Source organism: Stutzerimonas decontaminans (assembly GCF_000661915.1).
GTDB classification, from domain to species: domain Bacteria; phylum Pseudomonadota; class Gammaproteobacteria; order Pseudomonadales; family Pseudomonadaceae; genus Stutzerimonas; species Stutzerimonas decontaminans.
Genome location: NZ_CP007509.1, coordinates 3329399 through 3352612, shown reverse-complemented (window position 1 = coordinate 3352612; position 23214 = coordinate 3329399). Strand labels below are relative to the sequence as shown.

Annotated in this window: 32 protein-coding genes, 1 pseudogene and 1 other annotated feature; of the genes and pseudogenes, 17 read left to right on the top strand and 16 right to left on the bottom strand. The window is 63.8% G+C overall.

Annotation, left to right across the window (positions count from 1 at the left end; genetic code table 11):
• Positions 1 to 3 precede the first annotated feature (3 nt).
• The 15 genes and pseudogenes from UIB01_RS15440 to UIB01_RS15370 form a co-directional block, all read right to left on the bottom strand.
• The gene (locus UIB01_RS15440) at positions 4 to 204 is read right to left on the bottom strand and encodes a helix-turn-helix transcriptional regulator (RefSeq protein WP_038662333.1); all 201 of its coding nucleotides are present in this window, start codon (positions 202 to 204) and stop codon (positions 4 to 6) included.
• A complete protein-coding gene (locus UIB01_RS15435) occupies positions 191 to 502 on the bottom strand; it encodes a hypothetical protein (RefSeq protein ID WP_038662330.1) in 312 nt (103 codons plus the stop codon). Before UIB01_RS15435 ends, UIB01_RS15440 begins: the two co-directional genes overlap by 14 nt.
• Positions 499 to 963: a hypothetical protein gene (locus UIB01_RS15430; RefSeq protein ID WP_038662327.1), complete on the bottom strand. Its 465-nt coding sequence runs from the start codon at positions 961 to 963 to the stop codon at positions 499 to 501. The genes UIB01_RS15435 and UIB01_RS15430 overlap by 4 nt, the downstream gene beginning before the upstream one ends.
• Positions 960 to 2552, bottom strand: coding sequence for a DNA cytosine methyltransferase (locus UIB01_RS15425; RefSeq protein WP_038662324.1), 1593 nt, complete (start codon positions 2550 to 2552; stop codon positions 960 to 962). Before UIB01_RS15425 ends, UIB01_RS15430 begins: the two co-directional genes overlap by 4 nt.
• A gap of 7 nt (positions 2553 to 2559) precedes the next feature.
• Complete coding sequence (locus tag UIB01_RS15420; protein ID WP_038662321.1) at positions 2560 to 3063, bottom strand: hypothetical protein; 504 nt, start codon at positions 3061 to 3063, stop codon at positions 2560 to 2562.
• 106 nt (positions 3064 to 3169) lie between these two features.
• Positions 3170 to 3280, bottom strand: a pseudogene (locus UIB01_RS23550) (YfdP family phage-associated protein); the annotation flags it as partial.
• A gap of 24 nt (positions 3281 to 3304) precedes the next feature.
• On the bottom strand, positions 3305 to 3568 hold the full coding sequence (locus tag UIB01_RS23285) for a pyocin activator PrtN family protein (protein ID WP_038662318.1): 264 nt from the start codon (positions 3566 to 3568) through the stop codon (positions 3305 to 3307).
• Positions 3565 to 3963, bottom strand: coding sequence for a hypothetical protein (locus UIB01_RS23280; protein ID WP_051605103.1), 399 nt, complete (start codon positions 3961 to 3963; stop codon positions 3565 to 3567). Before UIB01_RS23280 ends, UIB01_RS23285 begins: the two co-directional genes overlap by 4 nt.
• On the bottom strand, positions 3960 to 4235 hold the full coding sequence (locus tag UIB01_RS15400; RefSeq protein WP_051605102.1) for a hypothetical protein: 276 nt from the start codon (positions 4233 to 4235) through the stop codon (positions 3960 to 3962). The genes UIB01_RS23280 and UIB01_RS15400 overlap by 4 nt, the downstream gene beginning before the upstream one ends.
• Positions 4236 to 4245: 10 nt before the next feature.
• Positions 4246 to 4788, bottom strand: coding sequence for a hypothetical protein (locus UIB01_RS15395; RefSeq protein ID WP_038662315.1), 543 nt, complete (start codon positions 4786 to 4788; stop codon positions 4246 to 4248).
• Positions 4785 to 4979, bottom strand: a complete 195-nt coding sequence (locus UIB01_RS15390) for a hypothetical protein (protein WP_038662313.1) — start codon at positions 4977 to 4979, stop codon at positions 4785 to 4787. The genes UIB01_RS15395 and UIB01_RS15390 overlap by 4 nt, the downstream gene beginning before the upstream one ends.
• Before the next feature lie 94 nt (positions 4980 to 5073).
• A complete protein-coding gene (locus UIB01_RS15385) occupies positions 5074 to 5331 on the bottom strand; it encodes a DUF1654 domain-containing protein (RefSeq protein ID WP_038662311.1) in 258 nt (85 codons plus the stop codon).
• A 141-nt stretch (positions 5332 to 5472) separates the two neighbouring features.
• Entirely contained in the window at positions 5473 to 6456 is a 984-nt protein-coding gene (locus UIB01_RS15380) for an LAPAL motif-containing putative phage structural protein (protein WP_051605101.1), read from the bottom strand.
• Between the two features lie 72 nt (positions 6457 to 6528).
• Positions 6529 to 6735 carry a carbon storage regulator gene (locus UIB01_RS15375; protein ID WP_038662309.1) on the bottom strand — a complete coding sequence of 69 codons (207 nt, stop codon included), beginning with the start codon at positions 6733 to 6735 and terminating at the stop codon, positions 6529 to 6531.
• A gap of 29 nt (positions 6736 to 6764) precedes the next feature.
• Positions 6765 to 7454: a S24 family peptidase gene (locus UIB01_RS15370; protein ID WP_051605100.1), complete on the bottom strand. Its 690-nt coding sequence runs from the start codon at positions 7452 to 7454 to the stop codon at positions 6765 to 6767.
• Between the two features lie 763 nt (positions 7455 to 8217).
• Here UIB01_RS15370 and UIB01_RS15360 point away from each other — a divergent pair.
• Genes UIB01_RS15360 through UIB01_RS23110 form a run of 4 tightly spaced genes read left to right on the top strand, consistent with a single transcriptional unit; the run spans position 8218 to position 11896 of the window.
• Positions 8218 to 8709, top strand: coding sequence for a phage regulatory CII family protein (locus tag UIB01_RS15360; protein ID WP_038662306.1), 492 nt, complete (start codon positions 8218 to 8220; stop codon positions 8707 to 8709).
• On the top strand, positions 8702 to 8923 hold the full coding sequence (locus tag UIB01_RS15355) for a TraR/DksA C4-type zinc finger protein (RefSeq protein WP_038662303.1): 222 nt from the start codon (positions 8702 to 8704) through the stop codon (positions 8921 to 8923). Before UIB01_RS15360 ends, UIB01_RS15355 begins: the two co-directional genes overlap by 8 nt.
• Entirely contained in the window at positions 8916 to 11621 is a 2706-nt protein-coding gene (locus tag UIB01_RS22855) for a DUF5906 domain-containing protein (protein ID WP_196247243.1), read from the top strand. Before UIB01_RS15355 ends, UIB01_RS22855 begins: the two co-directional genes overlap by 8 nt.
• Positions 11618 to 11896 carry a hypothetical protein gene (locus UIB01_RS23110; protein ID WP_155268716.1) on the top strand — a complete coding sequence of 93 codons (279 nt, stop codon included), beginning with the start codon at positions 11618 to 11620 and terminating at the stop codon, positions 11894 to 11896. Before UIB01_RS22855 ends, UIB01_RS23110 begins: the two co-directional genes overlap by 4 nt.
• A gap of 1 nt (position 11897) precedes the next feature.
• Here the strand turns inward: UIB01_RS23110 and UIB01_RS15345 are convergent.
• A protein-coding gene (locus UIB01_RS15345; protein WP_107320815.1) for an IS3 family transposase occupies positions 11898 to 13120 on the bottom strand; the annotation gives its coding sequence in 2 pieces (ribosomal slippage) (positions 11898 to 12835 and positions 12835 to 13120; 1224 coding nt in all).
• Positions 12726 to 12842: a sequence feature (AL1L pseudoknot), on the bottom strand. It overlaps the preceding gene by 117 nt.
• Positions 13121 to 13266: 146 nt before the next feature.
• On the opposite strand from UIB01_RS15345, the gene UIB01_RS15335 reads away from it, so the two are divergent.
• The 13 genes from UIB01_RS15335 to UIB01_RS15275 all read left to right on the top strand — a co-directional run bounded on the left by UIB01_RS15335 (position 13267) and on the right by UIB01_RS15275 (position 23212).
• A complete protein-coding gene (locus tag UIB01_RS15335) occupies positions 13267 to 13758 on the top strand; it encodes a hypothetical protein (protein WP_155268715.1) in 492 nt (163 codons plus the stop codon).
• Positions 13759 to 14072: 314 nt separating this feature from the next.
• Positions 14073 to 14411 (top strand): phage holin family protein, encoded by a 339-nt coding sequence (locus UIB01_RS15330; RefSeq protein WP_038662298.1) that lies wholly within the window; start codon positions 14073 to 14075, stop codon positions 14409 to 14411.
• A 473-nt stretch (positions 14412 to 14884) separates the two neighbouring features.
• Entirely contained in the window at positions 14885 to 15409 is a 525-nt protein-coding gene (locus UIB01_RS15320; protein WP_038662293.1) for a phage terminase small subunit P27 family, read from the top strand.
• Positions 15372 to 17195: a terminase large subunit gene (locus tag UIB01_RS15315; protein WP_038662289.1), complete on the top strand. Its 1824-nt coding sequence runs from the start codon at positions 15372 to 15374 to the stop codon at positions 17193 to 17195. The genes UIB01_RS15320 and UIB01_RS15315 overlap by 38 nt, the downstream gene beginning before the upstream one ends.
• The gene (locus UIB01_RS23275; protein WP_196247242.1) at positions 17192 to 17365 is read left to right on the top strand and encodes a hypothetical protein; all 174 of its coding nucleotides are present in this window, start codon (positions 17192 to 17194) and stop codon (positions 17363 to 17365) included. Before UIB01_RS15315 ends, UIB01_RS23275 begins: the two co-directional genes overlap by 4 nt.
• 1 nt (position 17366) lies before the next feature.
• The gene (locus tag UIB01_RS15310) at positions 17367 to 18638 is read left to right on the top strand and encodes a phage portal protein (protein WP_038662286.1); all 1272 of its coding nucleotides are present in this window, start codon (positions 17367 to 17369) and stop codon (positions 18636 to 18638) included.
• Positions 18635 to 19582, top strand: a complete 948-nt coding sequence (locus UIB01_RS15305; protein ID WP_038662284.1) for a S49 family peptidase — start codon at positions 18635 to 18637, stop codon at positions 19580 to 19582. Before UIB01_RS15310 ends, UIB01_RS15305 begins: the two co-directional genes overlap by 4 nt.
• 65 nt (positions 19583 to 19647) lie before the next feature.
• Positions 19648 to 20964 (top strand): phage major capsid protein, encoded by a 1317-nt coding sequence (locus tag UIB01_RS15300; protein ID WP_038662280.1) that lies wholly within the window; start codon positions 19648 to 19650, stop codon positions 20962 to 20964.
• A gap of 53 nt (positions 20965 to 21017) precedes the next feature.
• Positions 21018 to 21278, top strand: a complete 261-nt coding sequence (locus UIB01_RS15295) for a hypothetical protein (protein ID WP_038662277.1) — start codon at positions 21018 to 21020, stop codon at positions 21276 to 21278.
• Between the two features lie 3 nt (positions 21279 to 21281).
• Complete coding sequence (locus UIB01_RS15290; RefSeq protein ID WP_038662273.1) at positions 21282 to 21833, top strand: head-tail connector protein; 552 nt, start codon at positions 21282 to 21284, stop codon at positions 21831 to 21833.
• Between the two features lies 1 nt (position 21834).
• The gene (locus UIB01_RS15285) at positions 21835 to 22170 is read left to right on the top strand and encodes a phage head closure protein (RefSeq protein WP_038662269.1); all 336 of its coding nucleotides are present in this window, start codon (positions 21835 to 21837) and stop codon (positions 22168 to 22170) included.
• Positions 22167 to 22640 carry a hypothetical protein gene (locus tag UIB01_RS15280; RefSeq protein ID WP_038662266.1) on the top strand — a complete coding sequence of 158 codons (474 nt, stop codon included), beginning with the start codon at positions 22167 to 22169 and terminating at the stop codon, positions 22638 to 22640. Before UIB01_RS15285 ends, UIB01_RS15280 begins: the two co-directional genes overlap by 4 nt.
• Positions 22637 to 23212, top strand: coding sequence for a phage tail terminator protein (locus UIB01_RS15275; RefSeq protein ID WP_038662261.1), 576 nt, complete (start codon positions 22637 to 22639; stop codon positions 23210 to 23212). The genes UIB01_RS15280 and UIB01_RS15275 overlap by 4 nt, the downstream gene beginning before the upstream one ends.
• The last annotated feature ends 2 nt before the right edge of the window (positions 23213 to 23214 follow it).

Sequence of the window (23214 nt, the reverse complement as noted above, 5' to 3'; positions counted from 1 at the left end):
CCGTCACGCCGCCTGTTTGCTCCACGCTTCCGGATCCTCCAGCCAAAGGCGCAGGTCGGATGCCCGCCAACCGACGCGCCCTGGCGAAAGCCGGACCTGTTTCGGGAAGCGCCCGGCCTTGATCTCGCGCCAGAGCGTGGCGTGGGAAAGGGTGGTGACCTCCAGCACCTGCTCCTCGCGCAGGTATCCTTCAAGCGCGACCACGGCGTTTCCCTCCCTTGCGATGCTTCTTGGTGCCGCCGTGGCAGGTCAGGCGGTAGCTGATGAACGTGGCGAGCTCGCCGATTTCCGCTTTGATGTCATCGATGATGGCGCCCATGATCGCGTTCACCTCCTCGTAGGTGGCGCGCTGAATGGTGCGGGAGTTGTCGACGTGGGTCTTGCCGTCCGGCGTCTTGACCAACCATTCCATTGTCCAGCGCTGCGGCTTGCGTGGCAGGCGCCCGCTGACCTGGGCGATGTCGTTCGGCATTTCGGTGCTGTAGAAGATGGAGTAGGTCATGCTGCATCCTCTGCTGATGTCCCGAAGTCGAACATTTGTTGTTGCTGTTTCTGCGGTGCGACGGGTGAGGCAGTGGGGCTCTGCTCTGCAGGCTGAACCCTGGGCGGGGCGCCGCGCACTGTGATGAACGAGGAGCTAACGAGCAAGTTGGAGGCGCGCATGGCCTCGCCTATCCATCGACCTCTGCGATAGACCTGGATCAGGTGATTCTCGTCGTCTGGTCGGTAAAAACTCCCGCTCTCCTTACCGACATGGGTGGCGCCTTCGGGGGCTGGACCTGTGTGTACTGGCGTAGGCTGCCGGCGCTCTCGTTCAGCTTTGGCGCATTCCACAGCCTTCAGATAGCTGCCAGTGTGTTTGTGCGCGCAGCGCCAAAGGATGTTGAACGCGGCGTCGCGTAGGCAGCCTTGCCATTGATCCGGGGTGCGCTGGGCCGCCGAAACGATTAGGGTCTGGCTCATGCAGCCACCTCGCTCGGCTGCACGTCCACGAGGTTGGCGCGGACGAGGGCGGCGGCTACCGGTGGGCAGACGCTGTTGCCGCACATGCGCACCTGCGCGGCCTTGCTGAGCTTCTTGCCGCCGGCGGTGCGGTCGTGGATGTAGTCGGCCGGGAAGCCTTGGGCGGCGAAGAGTTCGTGCGGCTCTAGCATGCGCATGCCGATGTCGACGATCTGGTAGGGCTCGCCCTTGATCATCACCAGTGCGTGCCGGTCCTTGGTGGTGACGGTGTGCAGTGGTTCCTGCAGCGGCTGGCCGTCGCCAGTGCCGTAGTACTTGAGCAGGAAGGCCCGCACTTCGCCCATATGACCACCGGTGGTCAGCGTGTGGACTGGCTTGCGCAGGTCCTGGCCGATGCAGTTGTTGCGGAGCTTCACCAGGTGGCTGGTCACCAGTGCATTGTGGTCGACGGTCGTCGCGGTGGGCAGCGGGCTTTCCAGACTGCTGCCCGGGCCGGTGTAGTTGCCGCCGTAATGCTTGGCGAGGAAGGCGGCGACGAGGCCGATCGGCGCAGCTCCGCCCGGCTTTTTGATGAAGCTGTTCGCGGTGACCGTTGCCAGCGGCTTTTCGACCGATGAGCCCCGATCATTCGACCGGAACTTGGTGATCACTGGTGCTACCAGCGCGAAGTGACCGCCTTTCACCTGGGCGCAGATGGTGCGCAGCGGCGCATCGGCCGGCATGTTGCGCTGGGTGCTGCCGTTGGCGTGCTCCGTGATGAAAGGTGCTATGCCCTGAACAACGAAGGGCTGGTTCGATTCGATCACATAGCGCTGAATGCCCCGGGCGATGCGGCGCAGGGTGTTCTCGGCCAGTGGCTTCTTGCGGGTGAAGATCGACGGGCAGGGCAGTGACCAATCGATGATCTCTGCGGCGGTGCGCCATGGCTTCAAGCGCTTGGCCTTGACCGCTTCGCTCGCTGGGTCCCCGTGGGTGGGCTCGGGCCAGACGATCGGCTGGCCGTCGCAACGGGCGATGAGGAACAGGCGCTTGCGGATGGTCGGCGCGCCGTAGTCGCAGGCGCGCAGTTCGCGCCAATCCACCTGGTAGCCAAGACGGCGAAGTGCGTTGACGAAGCTGGTGAAGGTGCGGCCCTTGTTCTTTGGGCAGGGGCGGCCGTCGGCGGCCAGCGGCCCCCAGGTCACGAACTCTTCGACGTTCTCCAGCATGATGACCTTCGGCTTGGCCGTAGCGGCATAGCGGATGGCGACCCAGGCGAGGCCGCGGATCTCCTTCTTCACCGGGGCGCCGCCCTTGGCCTTGCTGAAGTGTTTGCAGTCCGGGCTGAACCAGCACAGATCGACCGGGCGACCGTCGACGACAACGCGTGGGTCGACCTCCCAAACCGATTCGCAGAAGTGCTTGGTGTGCGGGTGGTTGATGTCGTGCATGGCCACGGCTTCGGGGTCGTGGTTGATGGCGATGTCGACTGGGCGACCAAGGCCCAGCTCGATGCCCGTAGAGGCACCACCGCCACCGGCGAAGTTGTCGATGACCAGACCGTTGAAGTTGAACGCCGGCTGCGGGTGAAGGCGGTAGAGGTTGTTCATGGTCGCCTCACATGCACATCGCAGCAGGCTGCGTGCCGAGGGTCGCGTCTACGCGCTCCCAAGTGGAAAGCGGGGTGGTGTTCCAGTAGCGGTCAGCGATGGCGATGGCGGCGAGGGCCAGCTTGCTGGCGTGGGTGCCTTGTTCGGAGCCCATCTTGGTGAACACGGTGGCGGCCAGGTTGAGCTTGGCGGCGATCTCGGCGAGGGTTTCGGCGTCCTCTGCGGTGAGTGCGCGGCGCTGGGCGTCGGCAAGTTCGGCGCGCAGGGCGTCCAGCTCCTCGGTCAGGTGCTCAAGGGCTTGAGCGGCGTTGAGGCGGCTGATGGTGTGTTCGTGCTGGGCGCGTTCGGCGCGGTGGCGCAGGTTCTCGACCAGCTGGCGGTTGGCGGTAGCCAGGTGTTCGAGGTCCTGCCGGGCGGCGCGGCGGCCTTCGAGGTAGCCGAGGCCGAAGACGATGGTCATGGCGGCGACAGCGCCGACGAAGGCCAGAATCTGGATGGTTGTGAAGTTCATTGCTGTGTCCCTCTGATGTAGAACCGCCGGCTGGTAAGGCCGGCGGGTAGTTGCTGCGCTTACTTGCCGAGGCTGAAGGTGCCGATGCTCAGCGGCACGATGCCGCCCTGTGCTCGATGACGCCTGCGGCGACGTCGCAGAGAGCGCGGCCTACCTGGTCGGCGAACACGCCGGCGTTGAGGCTGTTGATGAACTCGCCGGTGTCGGTTGCTTTCATTTGCTGTGTCCTTGTTGCGGTTGGTTACGCCACCTGGTCAGTGGCGGGTTGGGTGTTGCTCGGGTCGTGGGCGTCCAGCCAGGCGGCCAGATCGCGCAGGTAAACAACGGGTGGCGCCTTGCGGGTGACGTCCGTGCGGGTGTAGCGCAGGCGGACGCGGCCCTGGTGGATCAGCTTGATCAGCGACTCGACGTCGCCGATGTGCGGCAGGTACTCGGCGCGCACTTCGTCCAGCGGCAGGCAGGGCCGGTCGTAGCGGCGCAGCAATTGCTGGTAGGTGCTGCTCACGGGGCGGTCCCTCCGATCTCCCCGCGCCCCTCTGAGGTGCGTGCCGGGCTGGGCGCGATGTGGCGCAGGCGGATGAGTTCGGTGATGCCTTCGATGGTCTTGCCCAGCTGGCGATCGACGATGTTGCCGGCGGCATCGGTGATGACGCAGGCGTAGGGCGTGGCCGGGTCGGTGGTCAGCGTGACGTAGGGCAGAAAGCTGCGCGGCAGCACGGCGAACAGGGCGCACCAGAGCCGGCCAAGGTCATCCGCGTGCGGTTGGTTGGCGCGCAGGTGGATGATGGCCTCGGTGCAAGCGCCGCGCAGGGTGTCGGCAGATACCACGCTGGGGTGGTCCAGATACAGGCTGGTGAGCTTGAGCGCGCCGATTGCGTGTTGGTTGGCAGAGATTGTCATGCGGCGGCGTCCTTCTTGGTAACGGTGATGCCCAGCTGTTCGGCCAGCCAGCCGATGCCCGCCTCGGTGGCCATGACCACCCCGTAGTGGGTGTAGCTGTTGATGGCCGGGTTCCAGCGGCTGCGGGTGTCGACGAACAGCCGGCCCTGGCCACGTTCGGTGCTGATGAGCTCGCCGGCATGGTTGAGCAGGCCCAGCTCCCGCAAGCGGGTGCGCAGCTTGCGCGGGCCAATGCCTAGCACGGCGGCTGCCTGGTCGAGGGTGCGGTTCATGGTGGCGGCCTCAGGCTGTGGGGCTGGGGGCCGGGGCGGCGCGGAGCATGGCGTGCCACTGGCTATCCGGGCTCTCGCCATAGCCATCTTCGTAGCGCTCGGTCGCCGCGTGAAACGCCTCGCGCATTGCCTGCGTCGGCTCCATCGGCACGAGCTGCCATCCATCTGGAGCCTGGGCTGGCTTTGCCTTCGCGTTCAGCTCACTGGCGGCAGCGTTGAATGCCGCCGTCGCAGCCGACAAGTCGCTAGGGTCAGTGCGCTGCGGAATGGCCTCGGACGTATCCAGCGTGCCGTTGGCGATGGCCTCGACCCAATCAGCCAGGTGCTGGACGTTGGCGCCGTCGTTGCGCTGCAGGGTCATGCTGTGTCGCTGCTCGCGCATGAACAGCACGGCCAGCAGCTGATCGCCACTGTCGCTGGTAAACGGCTCGATGCTGAGTTCGGCGCGCAGCTCGCGGGCGGGCTGGGTGAGCAGCAGGGTTTCGCTGCCGGCCTGGCTGGCGAGCATGCCAAGGGCGGCTTCGCTGCCTCTGGTAAGGGAGAAGGTGCTCATGCTGCGCCACCGAACGGGCCGAAGTCCTCGAAGGCGGGCAGGGTGTGGCGCTTGAGTTGTGCGGTGCGAAGGGTGACGTGAGCGGTCAGGCCGGTTTCACGTTCAATGCGGCGTACGGTGAAGGGGTTGGATGCCGCTGCCGGGTGCAGAAAGACCGGGCAGCGGGTGCTGCTGTGCTGTGCTGTGTCCATTGTCGCGATCCCGTGGTAAGTGGGTGTGCGACAAAATATGTACTAACGGTTCATTACAGTCAATACTGAGTTCGAATTATTATGAACCACAGGTTCATAGTTCGGGCTCGAGGGAACGCCAAGTAACATAGACGCTGCCGTCGTTGCGCCTGGTCATCGCAACGCCATCAGCCTGCTGGATCTCGTCGAGTAGGCGGTCCCAGTCGTCGGGCTGGTCACCGGGTTCGCGGGCGAGGTTAGCCTGGCGCTCCCGCTGGGCGCGAGGAGTAGTGATGGCCCGGTTAACGCGGCGCACCAGCCGGTGGTAGGTGGAGAGGTGGGATGGGTGGGAAAGCGCAGCGTGCCCTTGCATGAAAAGCCTCCTTTTTACTGTGCATATACACAGTAGTTGTGAGGATTAAGCCGGGCAACCCTAAGCTTTGGTGGCGCGATGACACATGTAAAGAAACTGAGCAGACTGAATAGAAAAGCCCCGCCGAAGCGGGGCATAAGTTCACTCAGACTCTCTCTGGAAATTCATTCTTAACTGCGCAGCAGCCTTGCGATGCTCCAATACGCGTACTACAGAAAACTCGGTTTTGAATGACTCTCCAGCAAGGCTCTGCACCCTACGAAGGCGTACCTTCAGGATGTCGCCCTTAGTGAAGCTCGTCGCACTGGCTGCTACCTGGCCAGCGAATGTCTCATCAAGCATGTCGGCGTAAAACACGCTCGCGCCATCGCTGAAGCGCCATTTGTTTCCGTCTTGGAACGAGATGCTGACGATCTGGAGGTTTACGTCTGACTCATCATCGGACAGGACTTCGGGCTCAGTATCTGGTGTTTTGAAAAAGCTGCGCTCTGCTTTTTTGATTTCGATGAAACGCTGCTGCTGTTTCAGGTCCGTCACAGCAAAAGTGTCGATTCCCTCGCTTTCTAGCGGCTTCAGGACAGCTTCTAGCGCGCTACGAACTCGAAATTGGCGGTATAGCTCCAAGACCTTTTGCTCTGTCTCAATATCCTCTTCATCGAGAACAATCTTGATCTTACCGTTATCAAGCAGGACTACCTGATTGATTCGCCGACCGCGGATCCGCTTGATTAACCACAGCAGGCCAGCCCCGCCTGCGATCAGATTTCCAGCATGATCTTGAATCAGGCCAAGCCATTCCAGCAGCTCTTTGGCGGTTGCTACAGCGTCGTGCGCAAATAGGCTCTGGGCCTGTTGGAGCAACGACTGCGCGACGTCCAGTTCAATTCCGAAGCAACCTGTCTTGAAGCTGGCCTTGACCTGGACAGCGATTTGAGCGCGCCCAGCGTTAACTACAGAGTTTGCCTCTTCCAGCAGCTCGCCCAAGGCTAGGAGCGCCGGCGCCAGGTCGCGGACATCCATCTCGCTGTTGGCGAGTGCAGGGCCATCGTATAGGACGTTGAAAGATGCTTTGCTCATGTCGTCTATTCTCTGCCCGCCCGCATCGTCTGTCCATTCACGTTCCATTACAGCCAGTTCCCTTTGTTTGCAGGTAGCACTGCAGTTAAACCCTAACCTTGCTCTGTACCAGTTTCGACCTCACGTCTCCTCTAGCTCACTTCGCAACACTTGAAGGTCAAGAGGCGCGTCGATGGTCAGACGCGCTTTGCTGCCTTTAATCTCTTTGACGGTGATGATCACGCCGTCCAGCAGGAGCTGCTCGATCAGCTCATCGGCATTTGTACCCGGCTGAACGCGGATGACGATCTTTTCGCCTTCTCGGCGGGTGAGGGTGAGGTTGCCCATGGTTTTGCTTCCTTGCTTGCGGTGTTCGGTCAGAGCCTGACTTTGCTGGGTGGCAGAATGGCCCCGACGTAGTGGATGGCTTCTATCTGCTCGACCGGGATTGTGCGCCGGCCGAAGGCGTCGTTGACAGACATGACGCTGACTTCCGTGTCGTTAGCGTAGAGCAGCTCTTTGACCATGCACTCGCCTTCGACGAGGCGGATCATCACATACTCACCTGGCACCCAAGAGTGGTTGGGTTCACAGACGGCGATCCATCCAGACCGTATGGCTGGGGCCATAGAATCGCCGCGTAGGCGCAGTGCGTAGGCGCCGGGGTCGCGGGAAGGCACGTCGACAAAGCCATCTGCCTCGTCCATTGCGTACCAGTAGCCCTCACTGCCCATTTGGGCGGTGCCTACTATTCGAATTTCTCTAAAGGGGCTGACGATTGGTGGTCCAGACTCAACATTAGAACCATGATCGGGTTGTGCGGCTGACATCGCGCCTTCTTCGTACTGAAGCCACTCCCGACGAACCCCCAGCTCATTGGCGATAGCCAGCAACTTGCTAGGCCCAGGGATCGCTTCTCCATTCAACCATTTGCTCGCAGCCTTGGGCGTGACGCCCGCAACTTTAGCTAGCCGCGCGCCAGCTCCCCAGGACTCAACGCCGTGAGCGGCTAGAGCTGCTTTGAGGCGCTTAGAGAACGCCGTGCGAATTTCTTCATGCTGAACCATAGGTTCAATTTCGCATGCCCTTGCATGAACTTTCAGTTCCGTCATAATATGTACCGCAGGTTCACATATTGGTTTGGAGGCTCTCTATGAGCTCAGTGAAAGAAGCGGTGCGATGCGCAGGTGGCGCTAAAGCTGTCGCACTGGCCTGCGGAGTGAGCGTGAGGGCGGTCTATAAATGGATTGCTGCCAATGCACTCCCCCGTACCGAGTACACCGGCGAAACGGGTTACCTAGCGAAGTTGGCGACATTAGCTGGCGAGCAAGGCGCTTCGTTTGACGTTGCCCGACTAAAAGCAGCAGCGGCGCCGCGAAAAGCCAACACCCCTGATCACGAGACGCTTCAGTCGCTCGAGCGGCGTTCTGGGGAACGGCGGAGCAATGAGCGCCGAACAGCAGAGCGCCGCCAGGAAGACCGCCGCTCCTAGCCGAATCACAGCCCGCCTTCAGGACACAGCACAGCTGCACCAAATATCAGGCGGGAGCCGGCCCGAGAGTCTTACCAACGCCATCGGGCCGGCGCCGGGCAAGCAGCCCAGAAACACAAAAGCCTGTCGCTACGGCGGCAGGCTTGTATAGAGGTCGAGAACTGGGGACCCACTTACCACAGCAAGAACCCCAGCCTCGACGGTCCGGTAACCGGTTACCAGCCGGCTACCTCAACCCGCGACCCGTGGACACAGCAGTCATGAGGGTCGCGTGCTGTAGGTGAACTGTAGGGCAACGGCCCGGCGGTTGGCTACAGCGTTACAGGGGCATTAACGCTATGAGCCGTAAAGACCTTCTGCCGGGCGCCGGCCCGGTGCTGACGACCCGCCAGGCGCTGTACCGCGCCACGCGCGATGCGGTGGGTGGGCAGAACGCGGTGGCACTGACCATCGGCATCGACCCCGACGAGCTGAGCAAGCGCGTCAACCCCACGGGCAACCGCCCGCTGCACCCTGAGTTTCTTGAAGAGATCGTGGCGACCACGCGCGATCCGCGCCTGCTGGCGGCTTTGGTACGTCCGGCCGGTGCTGTGGCGTTCGTGCCGCAGCCGGTACCGGCTACGCGCGATGCGCTGAAGGCGTTGGGCGCGCTGCTGCAGGCCGAAGGCGAGTTCGTCGGCAGCCTGCACGATGGCGCCGAGGACAATTGCTGGGAGCGGCACGAGGTGGAAGCGCTGCGCTACCACGCGAACAAGATGATCGGCGAGATCCTGGGGATTGTGGCCGGCGCTGAGCAGGCGATGGAAGCGGAGGCGGTGTGCCATGGATGAGCATCTGATTGAACGCGCCCAGCGGGAGCAGGACGAGGAGCTACAGCGCCTTATCGCAAGCCGCGTGCAGTACCAGGGGGAGAGCCTAACCGAGTGCGAAGGGTGCGGCGGCGAGATTCCGCAGGCCCGGCGCGACGCGGTGAAGGGGTGCCGGATGTGCTTTGACTGCCAGCAGGTGATCGATAAGCGGAATGCGGGGGTGCGGCGTGGTTGAGCGCGTTCCTCTTACGCTGGCCGACCTGACCGAGCTGCTGCAGTACATCCCGGCCGATGACCGTGATACCTGGTTGCAGGTGGGCATGGGCATCAAGGCGGAGTTCGCCAGTGCTGGCTTTGACGCCTGGGACACCTGGAGTGCGACGGGCGCAGGGTATAAGGCGGGCGATGCGAAGACGGTTTGGCGGAGCTTCCGCAAAGCCGGCACGGGCATGGGCACGGTGATCAAGCTGGCGAAGGATAACGGCTGGCGGCCACGCCGGGAGCCGATGACTGCCGAGGAGAAACGCCGGCTGAATGCCGAGGCGGAAGAGCGCCGAGCAATGCGGCAGGCGGAGATCGAGGCGGACGAAGCCAGGGCCTCGGTTATGCGTGAGGCGGTGGCCAGCGCGTGTGAGCTGATCTGGACGAAGCACTGCAAGCCGCAAGGCGAAAGCCCCTACCTGGAACGCAAGCAGGTGGGGGCTTTTGGTGTGGGCTACTTCCATTACACCGTTGTGCTTTCCGTCGATGACGAGCGGCAGCGCTGCGATGTGTGGGTGGGCAGCGAGACGCGCGAGTTCTTCGCAAATCTGCCGAAGCCGCGGCCGGATTCGATCAGCTTTCTGATGTTCAAGAAGGGCAGCATTGCCATTCCGCTGCGCGATGCGGCGGGGAAGCTGTGGAGCCTGCAGGCGATCAATGAGCAGGGCACGAAGCTGTTCCCGAAGTACGGGCGCAAGGCGGGTTGCCGGCATGTGCTGGGTGACCTGGACGGGGCGGCGGTAATCGGCGAGGCCGAAGGCTATGCGACGGCTGCCAGTGTGCATATGGCGAAGGGCTGGCCGGTGGCGATGGCGCTGGACTCCGGCAACATGCCGGCGGTGGCGCGTGACCTGGCGGCGCAGTACCCGGAAGCGCTGCTGGTGGTGACCGGTGACGATGACCCGACGAAGCCGGGCAACCCGGGCCGCAAGAAGGCGGAAGCGGCGGCGGGTGAGGTGGGTGGCATTGCTGCCTTCCCGATGCTGCCGGCCGAAGGCGAGTTGGGGCAGGACTGGAACGATGTTCATGTGGCGTGGGGCCTGGAGGCGGTCGCGCAGCAGCTCGATGCGGCTGTTGCGGCTGGCAAGCCTTCCCCGGCCCCATCCGCTGACGAAGCCGCTGCGCCGGCCGGCTCCTCCGACAACGGGGGGCAGGGGGCGGGCTTCACGCCCGAGCAGGTGCTGCGGCGGTTTGCGCTGGTTGAGGGCACGACGCAGGTATGGGACCAGGATAAGAAAGCGGCGATGAAGAAAACCGCCTTCGAGGCGCTGGTGGGCAAGCCGCTGGCGAAGACCTGGCTGGATGACACGAACAAGAAGCTGATCGGCGCCGACGCTGTGCGCGAGATCGAGCAGGCGCGGCGCATGGCGGGCAAGAAGGCCGGTGCGCTGGGCATGCCGCCGACCGAGCGCTATGTGTACATCGACGGGACGAAGGATGTGTGGGACCGCGAGAAGAAGCGGCGCATCCCGGAAGGTGCGGTGAAGATGGCGCTGGGCGATGCCTACGCGCTGTGGCTCAACAGTGCCGAGCGCCGCACGGTGGACGTCGATCACATCGTGTTCGACCCGACGATGACGAAGGACCCGGCGACGTACATCAACACGTTCGAGGGGCTGCCGCTGGAGCCGGTGCGCGACGATGCGGCGTGCGAGAACCTGCGCTGGCTGATTTCGTTTCTCTGTAACCATGACGGCAAGGCGCTGGACTGGCTGACGAAGTGGTTGGCCTTTCCGTTGCAGCATCCGGGCGCCAAGCTGGACACCGCTGTGCTGATGCATTCGGTGATGGAGGGTTCGGGTAAGAGCCTGTTCTTCGCGGACACGATGGGTGCTCTGTATGGGCAGTACGCGGCGACGGTGGGGCAGACGCAGCTGGAATCGAACTTCAACGCGTGGCAGAGCCGGAAGCTGTGGGCGGTGTTCGAGGAGGTGGTCAGCCGCGATCAGCGTTACAACCAGGTGGGCAAGATCAAGCATCTGATCACCGGCAAGACGGTGCGGATGGAGTCGAAGTTCATCAATGGTTGGGAGGAAGCCAACCATATGAATGCGGTGTTCCTCTCGAACGAGATTCTGCCGTGGCCGATCAGTGACAGTGACCGCCGGCTGTTGGTGATGTGGCCGCAGGAGACCTTGCCGCCGGAGCGGCAGCAGGCGATCGGGCGCGAGCTGGCTAATGGTGGTGTGGCGGCGCTGTATGCGTGGCTGCTGGCGGTCGACCTGGGCGACTTCAACGAGCGGACGCGCCCGCCGCATACCGATGCGCGGCAGCGCCTGGTGGCGTTGAGCCGGGCCGGCTGGCAGACCTTTCTGCACCAGTGGCGTACGCAGGAGCTGGGGCGCGGTTTGTGGGGTGGCTGCCTGTCGAGCGACCTCTATTCGCTGTTCCTTGAGTGGTGCCAGCGCAACCGTGAACACGCGATGAGCCAAACGAAGTTCTCGCTGTTCATCAGTTCCGAGGTTGAGAAGACGGCGCGGCCTATCCCGTGGACGGACGGCAATTCGCGGCGCTTTGGTGCGTTCTTCATTCCTGACGATCCGAACTCTTCCCTGCCCCCATCTCTGACGAGCGCTGCGCTCGGCCAGTTGGTGAAGGATTGGCGTGCGAAGGCGCGGGAGGCGGGCTGGGACGTTGACGGCTGGGATCATGTGAAGGGGAAGGCAGCATGAGTGCGCGCGATTGTGTGTCGGGTGTGTTGGGTTGTGTCGGGTTTGGTTTTGCGACCCAACACAGCGCGGAGCAAGCAACGGCGGGGCTTTGCGGCGTGTGTGCGGGGTGTGTTGGGTTTGACGCGCGCGCAGGCGTGCATGCGCCGATTCGTTTGGCTGTTTCAAAGGTGGCGCTGTTTTTTTCTTATGCGAGGGCTGAAAAACCCAACAAACCCAACACACCCGACACAGATGCTTTGAACCGCCCCGGGAATTCCGGAGGCTCTTTGGTGTGAGTCATGCCGCTTGGGCCGACTCGGTAAGTTGCTGATAGTAGATCGCTTCGGCCTCTGCCGGCGGCATGTTCCCGATGGGCTCCAGTAGCCGTCGGTGGTTGAACCAGTCCACCCACTCCAGCGTCGCCAGCTCCACTGCCTCCCGATTCTGCCAGGAACGACGATGGATCACCTCGGCCTTGTACAGGCCATTGATGGTCTCGGCCAAGGCATTGTCATAGGAGTCGCCCACGCTGCCCACCGAGGGCTCGACCCCAGCTTCAGCTAGGCGCTCGGTATAGCGGATCGAGACGTACTGCACGCCACGGTCGCTGTGATGGATCAGGCTGCCCTGGCCGACCGGTCGGCGGGCATACAACGCCTGTTCCAACGCATCGAGAACAAAGTCTGTGCGGGCTGAGCTGGACACGCGCCAGCCGACGATACGCCGGGCGAATACGTCGATAACAAAGGCCACGTAGACGAAGCCCTGCCACGTGCTGACGTAGGTGAAGTCCGACACCCAGAGCGCGTTTGGCCGCTCGGCGCGGAACTGGCGATTGACCTTGTCCAGCGGGCACGGGGTGGCCTTGTCGCTGATCGTAGTCTTGACCGGTTTGCCGCGTACGACACCTTGTAGACCCAGTCGCCGCATCAGTCGCTCCACCGTGCAACGGGCCACCACTACGCCTTCGCGCTTGAGTTGCCGCCAGACCTTGCGCACGCCGTAGACCTGGAAGTTCTCCTCCCAGACCCGCTGGATATGCCCGCTCAGTACCTCGTCACGCCGTGTTCGCGGAGAACGCCGCTCGGGAGCGGCCTGGCAATGTGCATGGGCGTAGTAGGTCGATGGAGCGATCGGCAGTACCCGGCAGATCGGCTCGACTCCATAAACCGCACGATGCTCATCGACGAACGCCTTCATGGCTTGAAGCGGCGGTCGAGCTCCGCCTGGGCAAAATACGCGGACGCCTTGCGCAGGATCTCGTTGGCCTGGCGCAACTCACGCACCTCACGTTCCAGCGCCTTGATCCGCTCGCGTTCGCTGCTGGTCTGGCCTTCACGTTTGCCAGTATCGCGCTCGGCCTGGCGTACCCAACGGCGCAGTGTTTCGGCGGTACAACCGATCTTGGCAGAAATCGAGCAAATCGCTGCCCATTCCGACTCGTGGTTGCCTTGATGCTCCAATACCAGTCGAACCGCTCGCTCGCGGACTTCCGGGGAGTACTTCGTCGTCGTCTTCATGGCTCCATCCTCTCAAGAGTTGGAGCCTCCGGGAAAGCCGGGGCGGTTCACTTTGAAAGTATTGATTTGTAAGGGTTTTGAGTGTGTCGGGTTTGTGTCGGGTTGGGCGTTTGTGTGTCGGGTTGGTTTTGCAGGGGAGGTGGGCCGTGATTGAGGCAGTCGAGGCGTTGTTGCAGCACTGGGGAGAGCGGTGCCGGGGCGGGCTGGGTTCGCCTGGCGCGTCGGGTTCGTCACCGCTGGCGGCGGCGATGCAGTACGGCGGGATGATCCCCTCTTCTGGTCGCGGCTCGATGGGGCTGGCGGGCGCGGTCGATCAGGTTGCCGAGGAGGTGGATGCTGCCATCGGGACGCTCAAGCAGGCGGGGCTGGTGCAGGACCGCAAGCTGGCGAAGGCCTGGCGGCAGGCTGGGAACACGACTCGACCGCCGTTCTGCCTGGAGACACAGCTGGTGAAGCTGGCGATGGTGCGCTACCTGCCTGACCCGATCCCGACGATTAAGCAGCAGATGCGGCGGGTGCGCATAGGCTCGGAGCGTACCTATCACGAGCGCGTGCAGCAGCTGCACGAGCGAGTGAGGGCGGAGCTGGAATGCCGCCGCCGGATGCAGCGGGTGCATGGCGGGCGTTACGTGGCTTAATTCCTTCGACGCTATTGGCGGAAGATAAGCGGCAGATAACCATCATATAACCGGAACATTGCAGGGTGGCGTTAACTCACCGTTTACGCCACCGCAGTCGGGGGGTACAAAGCGCATAACAGGTCAGAGCAGCGCCAAGGCGATGACCGAAACGAGCCTAACTTGCTGTGTCAGGCAAAGGCCGGTTCCCCTGCCGGTCACCTCTCAAAGCCCCGCCATCGTGCGGGGCTTTGTCTTTTCTGGCTGATGGCGCCGCCATCGCCCTTGCCCGTCGCCATGCGGGCTTTTTTATTCGCAGTTCAGGAGTGCGGTGCATGTCGACCGAACAGCAGATGCAGCAGTCGCTGGCAGACCTGCCGGCGTGGATGCTGATCCTTGTCGCGCTTGCCGGGCTGACTGGCGAGATGTGGCGCGCCGAGGCTGCTGGTGTGGCTGTCGGGGTGCTGGTCAAGCGGGTGCTGCTGCGCTTCGGCAGCTCGGCGCTGTTCGGTGTGTCGATGCTGATGTTCGTCTACTGGCTCAAGCAGGACTATCTGCTGGCCGGCGCGATGGGCATCGCCGTGGGCCTGATCGGCGCTGACATCGCCGGTGGCATCTATGCGCGCTACCTGGCCAAGAAGGCGGGCGTCTGCAATGTCGAGCGGCAGGGCTGACCGGCGCGGCACGGCTGCGTCACGCGGGTATGGCTACCGCTGGCAGCTGGCCCGTGAAGATCACCTGAGGCGCAATCCGTTTTGCGGGGAGTGCAGCAGCCCAGCCCGCCCGGTGCTGGCGCAGGTGGTCGACCACAAGACGCCGCCCCGGCTGAAGGAAGCGAAGGCGAGCGGTGACCCCGAGCGCATTGCGGCTGCCTGGAAGTTGTTCTGGTCGCGGGATAACTGGCAGTCGCTGTGCACCAACTGCCACAGCTCGGACAAGCAGCGCTTCGAGAAGTCGGGGCGTCAGGCAGGGTGCGGCCCCGATGGCCGCCCACTCGACCCTCGCCACCACTGGCATCGGCCAGGGTAGGGGGGGTGAAAAATTCAGCCGGCGACCCGCTCTAGACCAGTCCCCCAACTCCGTGTGCAACGGCGGGAAAAATGGATAGGGGGGGTATCCGGAAAACGAAGCGAATCAGAGGTTATTTATGGCCGGAAACAGTAACTCGGGCCGCCCGGGCAAGCCGGCGCACCTGCACCTGCTGCAGGGTAACCCGAGCAAAAAGAACGCCGACCAGTTGCTGGCCGAGGTGCGGGAGCCGGCCGTGCCGGTCGACGCACCGCCGAAGCCTGACTGGCTGAGCGCCGAGGCTGCGGCCGAGTGGGATCGCGTGGTTACGGACCTGCTGACGCTCGGCTGGATCAGCAAGTTGGACATGATGGCGCTGGCCACCTACTGCGAAGCGGTAGCGGACTGGCAGCGCTTCCGCCGGCTGATTGCCGAGCACAACGCCAAGGCCGAATGCAGTGGCGACATCCAGACATTCGCCACTGGCGCCAAGCAGATCAGCGTGTGGCGGCAGCTGGCCAACGACGCCGAAAAGCGCGCGAACGCGGCCGGCGCCCTGTTTGGTTTCTCGCCGATGGCCCGCCGCAACATGAAGGCGGCGGCCCCGCAAGGTGAGCTATTCCCCAATGAACAACGAGACGCTGCCGCCAAGTACTTCAGTTGACCGCGTAACCGCATTCGCCCAGGCGGTGCTGGCCGGTGAGCTGGTCGCCGGGCCTGACGTACGCAACGCCTGCAAGCGCCACCTGCGCGACCGGGATACCGCCGAACTGCGCGGGCTGGTCTGGGATCAGGCCGCGGCTGACAAGGCGCTCGGCTTCTTCGAGGAGGTGCTCTGCCTGAACGGCGGCGAGTACGAGGGCGAACCCTTTGTGCTGGCGCCCTGGCAGGCCTTCGTGGTTGGCAGCCTGTTCGGCTGGTACACCGTGGACGGTTACCGCCGCTTCCGGATGGCTTACATCGAGACGGGCAAGGGCTCCGGCAAATCGCCGCTGGTGGGTGGCATCGGCCTCTACGGGCTGGTCGCCGACGACGAGCAGCGCGCCGAGATTTACGCCGCTGCCACCAAGCGCGACCAGGCGATGATCCTGTTCCGCGATGCGGTGAGCATGGTCAACATGTCGCCCGCGCTGGTGCGACGGCTGGTGCAGTCGGGGCGGGACGAGAAGGTCTGGAACCTGTTCTATCCGAACACCAACAGCTTCTTCCGGCCGATCAGTTCGGACGATGGCCAATCCGGCCCGCGCCCGCACATCGGCCTGCTCGACGAACTGCACGAGCACAAAAGCGCCACGGCTGTGAACATGATGCGTGCCGGCACGAAGAACCGCCGCCGCGCCATGATCGTGATGATCACCAACAGCGGCAGCGACAAGAACAGCGTCTGCGGTCAGTACCACGAACTGGGCAAACGCATCTGCGCTGGCATCGAGGACAACGACAGCCTGTTCGCCTTTATCTGCTCCCTGGACGAAGGCGACGACCCGTTCACCGATGAGAGCTGCTGGGCGAAGGTCAACCCCTCGCTGGACTTCGTAGCTGATCCAGAGCGGCAAACCGAGGGCATTCCCGGCCGCAAGTACCTGCGCGAACAGGTGGCCGAAGCGCGAGGCCTTCCGGCGAAAGAGGCGGTCGTGCGCCGCCTGAACTTCTGCCAGTGGACCCAGGCGGACAACCCATGGATCGGCTGGGACGTATGGAGTGCAGCCGAAGAGCGCGTGCCCATGCGCCTGCTGCGCACCCGCCCTGCGGTGGCGGGGCTCGACCTGTCGAGTACCACAGACCTTACGGCGTTCGTGTTGCTGTTCTACCCGATCGAGGCCGACCCGCATTGGCGGCTGCTGCCGTACTTCTGGATTCCGGATCATCAGCTCGAGGAGCGGGAGCGCCGCGACAAGGTGCCCTACAGCGTCTGGATCAAGGATGGGCATCTCGAAACCACGCCGGGCAAGGCCATCAGCAAGCTGCATGTGCTGCGCCGGCTGCAGACGATCTGCGACTACTTCGAGGTGCACCAGATCGCTTACGACCGCTGGCGGATCGAAGACCTGCGCGAGCTGATGAACGAACACGGCATCACGCTCCCCGAGCTGACCCCGTTCGGCCAGGGCTTCAAGGACATGGGACCGGCGGTGGATGAGTTCGAGCGCCGCCTGCTGGGTACCGTTGCGGAACCTGACGTGCTCGACCTCGACCCCGGCGACTATCAACTGGTACCGCGCGAGGCGGCGGAAGTCGAAACGCTGCGGCACGACGGCAACCCGGTGCTGACCTGGAACGCAGGTAATGCCATCACCGTGTCGGACCCAGCCGGCAACCGCAAAGTGGACAAGCAAAAGGCGATCGGCCGTATCGACGGCATCGTCGCCGCAATCATGGCCACCGGCAGCAGCGGCGCGGGCAGCGTGAGCAGTGGCACCTCAATCTACGAAGAAGGCACGGGCATATGAAACTGATGGTGCTTTCCTGGCTGGCCGGGCTGGCTGGGTTCGGCCTACTGGTGGCGGGTGTCGCCCTGCTTAGCATTCCCGCCGCGCTGATGGTGGCCGGTGGTGGGCTGCTCGGCTGGTCCTATCTGGCCGACCGCGCTGCTGCCAAACTCAAAGCAAAAGGGGGCTGACATGTTCTTTTCCAGCCTTCTCGGCGACACGCGTGGCAGCGTCACCGAAAGCAACGACTGGTGGCGCGGGCTGATCGGCCGTGGCAAGAACAGCAGCGGGATGGTCGTCACGCCGGAAACGGCGCTGGGCATCCCGGTGCTGCAGAACTGCGTCACCCTGCTGGCCGAATCCATCGGCCAGTTGCCGCTCGAGCTGTACCGCCGGCAAGGGCAGGGCCAACGCGAAGCCGCCATCAACCATCCGCTGTACGACGTGCTGCGCTACCAGCCCAACGGCTTTCAAACGCCTTACGAACTGCGCGAGTGCACCCAGCTTTCCGCCGGCCTGCGCGGCAACGGCTTCCAGCTGATCGAACGCCGCGACGACGGCAACGTGGCTGCGCTCTGGCCGCTGGATACCGGCAAGGTGATCACCTACAAGGGCGGTGACATGCTGCCCTACTACCAGGTGGGCAACCATCCGGAGCGGCTGCCGATGCGCATGGTTCACCATGTGCGCTGGCACACGGTCAACCACTACACCGGCGTGTCACCCATTGAGCTGCACGCCGAAGCGGTGGGGCTGGCGCAGGCGGTACGCCAGTACACCGGCAAGAGCTTCGCCAATGGTGCGGCGGTTTCCGGCGTCATCGAACGGCCCCGCGAGGCGCCGCCGATCAAGGATCAGGCGAGCATCGATCGCATCCTGGATCAGTGGGGTGACAAGTACGGCGGCATGGACAACGCCAAGAAGGTCGCGCTGCTGCAGGAAGGCATGGCCTTCAAGCCGATCAGCATGAGCCACGTCGATGCCGACATCGTCAACATCCTCAAGCTCAGCGGCACCGACGTAGCGCGGATCTACAAGATCCCGCTGCCGATGGTCAACGATCTGGAGAAGTCGAACTACAACACGCTGGAACAGCTGCTGATCCAGTTCGTGGTGTTCGCCTTGCTGCCGTGGGTCAAGCGTCACGAGCAATCGATGATGCGTGACTTCCTGCTGCCCAAGGATCGGCGTGATCACTTCATCGAGTTCAACCTGTCCGGCCTGCTGCGCGGCGACCAGAAGAGCCGCTACGAGTCGTACGCCATTGGCCGTCAATGGGGCTGGCTGAGCGTCAACGACATTCGGCGGCTCGAGAACATGCCACCGGTTGCCGGCGGCGATGTGTACCTGCAGCCGCTGAACATGGTCGATGCCGGCAAGGGCATGCCCGACCTGAACAACCCCAACGTCCGCGCGCAGCTCGAACTGCAGCGCGCTGAAATCGAGAGGATCCTGGCGCAATGAAAGCCTATCTCAGAGCAGCCAGCCTGCTCTTCAACCAGCCGCTGCTGATCACCCCGGACATGCTCGAACTGGGCGTGCGCTGGGCCAACCAGGCGATGAGCCTGAACATCGTCAACATCGGTGCCAGTGACGGCGCCCGGATGATCGAGGACGAAGGGCACAGCGACCGCATCGCGCTGGCCGAGGAAAGCCGGCGTCAAACCATCGCGCGCACCGGCATTCAGGTCATCGACGTGCACGGTGTGCTGGTTAGCCGCGGGGCGCACCTGCAGCCCTGCGAAACCATGACCAGCTACGAAGGGCTTCGCCAGCAGCTTCGCGCAGCGGTCGCTGATCCGATGGTCGAGCACATCGTGCTGGACATCGACAGCCCGGGTGGCGCCGCTACCGGTGCCTTCGAGCTGGCTGCGGACATTCGTGCCATGGCACAGCAGAAGCCGATCACTGGGGTGATCAACTTCAGCGGCTACAGCGGCGGCTACATCATCGCGGCGGCCTGCAGAGAGATCGTCGTCAGCCAGACCAGCGGGGTCGGCTCGATTGGCGTCATCGCCAGCCACTACGACCGCAGCCAGATGAACGAAAAGCTCGGCGTGAAGGTGACCACCGTTTACGCCGGCTCGCACAAGAACGACCTGACGCCGCATGAGCCGATCAGCGAGCAGTCGCTGAAGGTGCTGAACGACCTGGTGCAGGACAGCTATCAGCTGTTCGTCAACGCCGTGGCCGATTACCGGGGGCTGTCCGTGCAGCAGGTCATCGACACCCAGGCAGGTCTCTACCGTGGCAAGGCTGGCATCGCCGCGGGGCTAGCCGATCGGCTGCAAAGCCCGCAGCAGGCCGTGGATGAGATATCCCAGGCCATCGCCCAGGCGCGAGCCCAGCGCAGCCCGACGCGGATCGGCATGCGCGCCGCCGCAGCCGACTTGCAAACCCGATTCTGACCGCGTTCGCGGCAGCTAACCCGAGCCCGCCCAGTGCGGGCTTTTTCATGCCCAGGAGACACCCGATGTCCAAAGTACTTCAACTGCGAAGCGAACGCGCCCAGCTCAACACCGAGCTGCAAGCGTTGGCCAAACTCGAGGCTGACGGTACCAGCCTCAATGCCGAGCAGCTGGCCAAGTTCGGCGAGCTCGAAGCACAGATCAACACCCTGTCCGACAAGATCAGCCGTGCCGAAAGCGCGGAGCGCGCCGCCGCCTCGTCCGCCGTACCGGTGAACGAAGGCGCCCAGGGCATTACCAGCCCGCCGGGCAGTCGCGTGGAAGGCCCGTACAACCAGCCGACCAAGCCCGATGTGGCCATGGCACAGATGGTGCGCCTGCTGGTTCAGGCCCAGGGCAACCAGCAGCAGGCCGCCGAGCTGGCGAAGGCGAACGGCTTTGGTGCCGACGTGCACATGGCCCTGAGCACCGTTACGCCGGGCGCTGGTGGCACGCTGGTGCCTGAGAACTTCAGCTCCGGCGTCATCGAGTCGCTGCGCCCGAAGTCGGTCGTTCGCCGCATGGGGGCGGTCAGCCTGCCGCTGAACAACGGCAACATGACCCTGCCGCGCATCAACGGCAATACCTCGGTCAGCTACATCGGCACCGAGCAGGATATCCCGCTGACCGAGATGACCTTCGCTGACCTCAAGCTGTCGGCCAAGAAGGCAGCGGCCATTGTGCCGATCTCCAACGACCTGCTGGCGTTCTCCGGCGTCAACCCGCGCGTCGACGCGCTGGTCAGCAGCGACCTGGCCACCAGCATGGGCCTTTCCGAGGACCTGCACTTCATTCGTGGCCCGGGTGTCGACCCGCTGCCCAAGGGCCTGCGCTACTGGGCACCGGCTGGCCACATCGTGGCGCAGCCTGCCGGCGTGACCCTTGCTGACGTCGATACCTTCCTCGGCGGCCTGATGCTGCGCCTGGAAGTGGCCAACGTCGATTTGGCTGCCTGTGGCTGGATCATGCATCCGCGCACCATTCGCTGGCTGCAGAGCCTGCGCGATGGCAACGGCAACAAGGCCTATCCGGAGATCGATGCCGGTCTGCTGAAAGGCTACAAGTGGGCGCTCACCACCCAGATCCCGACCAACCTGGGCGCGGGCGGCAACGAGTCCGAGATCTACTTCGTCAACTTCGCCGACTGCTACATCGGCGAGGTGGAGCAGCTGGCCATCGCCATCAGCACCGAGGCCTCCTATAAGGACGGCGAAGGCAACGTGGTCAGCGCCTTCCAGCGCGACCAGACGCTGATCCGCGTGGTCAGCAAGCACGACTTCGGCCCGCGCCATGTCGAGTCGATCGCCATCGGTACCGGCGTCACTTGGGGTGCCGGCATGTAACTGACTGCCCCGCCAGCTGGCGGGGCGTCCCTTGAACCAAGCGAGACTCCAACATGAGCAAGCCGACCATCATCAAGTTCAAGAAACCCTGGCAGGGCTACGGCCCGAACGAAGTAGCCGGGTTCGCCAAGGAAAAGGCCGATCAACTGATCGAAGCGGGCGTGGCGGAAGCCTACGCCAAGGGTAAGGGCGCCGCGGCCACGCAGCCTGCCGCACCCAAAGGCGGCGCCGCCGGAGCTACAAACACTGGTGACAACACCGCCGAAAACAAAACCGGCGATAACGACGCCGTCGACGAAGAAAAGAAGCCCTAAGCCATGGCCAAGCGAATCGCCTACACCGGTCCGCCGGTTCTGACGCTCGAAGAAGTGGCCCGGCAATGCCGGGTCGAAGTCGAAGACCTCCAGCCGGAGCTGATCGAGCTGATCATCATTCCCGGCGTAACGGCCCAGTGCGAGGCGCGGACCGGTGCGGCGATTCGTGAAGCCACCTATGAAGAGGAGTGGCCGCCGGCCTACGGCTCCGGCCACGCCCTCGACGTGGGGCAGGTCAAGGAAGTGCAGTCGGTGAGCGTGCGCGAAAGCGACGGCTCATTGACCGCCCTGCAGGTGCCGCATGTGCTACAGCACAGCGCCCGCGAAAGCTTCCTCATCTTTCCTGCCGGGCGTCCTCCGGGGCGCTTGGTGATCCGCTACAGCGCCGGGGTCGATCTGGATGCTTACCCGGGCGTGAAAAGCTGGATGCTGATGCATGCGGCGACGGCCTTTGAGAATCGGGAAACCCTGATTGTCGGGACCATCGTTGCAGAACTTCCGACCAGCTACATGGATTCCTTACTGGCTGAAGTAACCGTTCCGCCGAGGTTCTGATATGGCACAGGCTGGTTTCCGGGCGGGTCTGCTCCGCCAGCGAGTAGTCATCACTCGTCGACAGGACGTGCCGGACGCCTTCACCGGCCTCGATGCGCAACACCTGGCGCCGGTAACCGTATGGGCGGCGCTGCTGCCAGTCTCCGGCGCGACGTGGATCGGGTCGCAGCAGGTTGGCAGCCAGATCACCCACCGCATCGTCGTCAGGCATCGCCCCTTGCTCACAGCTGACCATGAGGTCACCTACGGCAGTCGCGTCTTCCGTATCCGTCGCGTAAGCGATTGGGAGGAGCGTGGGCGCTGGACGGTGCTCGATTGCGAGGAGTTGCAACGATGACAGTTTACCGCTCGCCTCTGGTTCGCGTTGCGACCAAGGGCTATCTCGGCTGGAAGCTGGACACGCGGTACATCCGCAAGCTGGTCCGCGAAACGGCGGGCAACATTCAGCGGGACTCCACCGCGCTGCTGGAAGGCAGTACCGGTGCCGGCCGGCTGTGGTACCGCCCGGGTGGCGGCCAGTACCGGGCCTCGGCGCCTGGTGCGCTGCCGGCGCGCCGTACGGGCCATCTGGCGCAGAGCATCCTTGCGCGCGTCAGTAAGCGCGACGGGCTGAAGGCCTGGATCGGGCCCAGCCGCGGTTCGTACAAAAAGGGCGAGTTCTACCCCGAGTTTCTCATCTCCGGGCGGGACCAGATCGAGCGCCGTCTCAGCGCCACCAGCGTGGCCGGCCGCAAGCATCTGGCGCGGTTCTCTCGTGAACTGAAGAAAGCGATGGAAAAAGGCATCAAGCCTGAGGCCGCGAAATGAACCTCGACAATGTGATAACGCGGCTGCGCGTAGCGTGCCCCAGCTTCGCCGGGCGGGTGGCGGGTGCTGCCGAGTTTGCGGGCCTGCCGCCAAACTCGAAAGTCGCGCTGCCGGCGGCTTTCGTCATCCCGAATGCCGACCAGGCTGGCCAGCAGCAAAGCCAGAACCGCTACCGGCAGACCATTACCGATCGAATCGCCATCGTCGTCGTGCTGGATAACAGCGCCGACCGGCGCGGCCAGGCGGCGGTGGCGGAGATTCACGACATCCGTGCCGAGCTATGGCGCGCCTTGTTGCTATGGCCGCCGGGCCCGGAATATGACGGGCTGGTGTACGAAGGGGGGCAGGGCGTCGACATGGATGCCGCGCGGCTCTACTACCAGTTCGAGTTCTCTGCCGAGGCCGAAATCGGCATCGAGGATACCGCGCAGCCCGGCATGGTCGAGCAGATGCCACGGCTTGCCGGCATCGATATTCGCACCGATGTGATCGACCCCATGTACGACCCCAACCTGGCATCACGCGGGCCAGACGGCCGCATCGAAGCCGGCGCTGACATCACCCTGGAGTAACC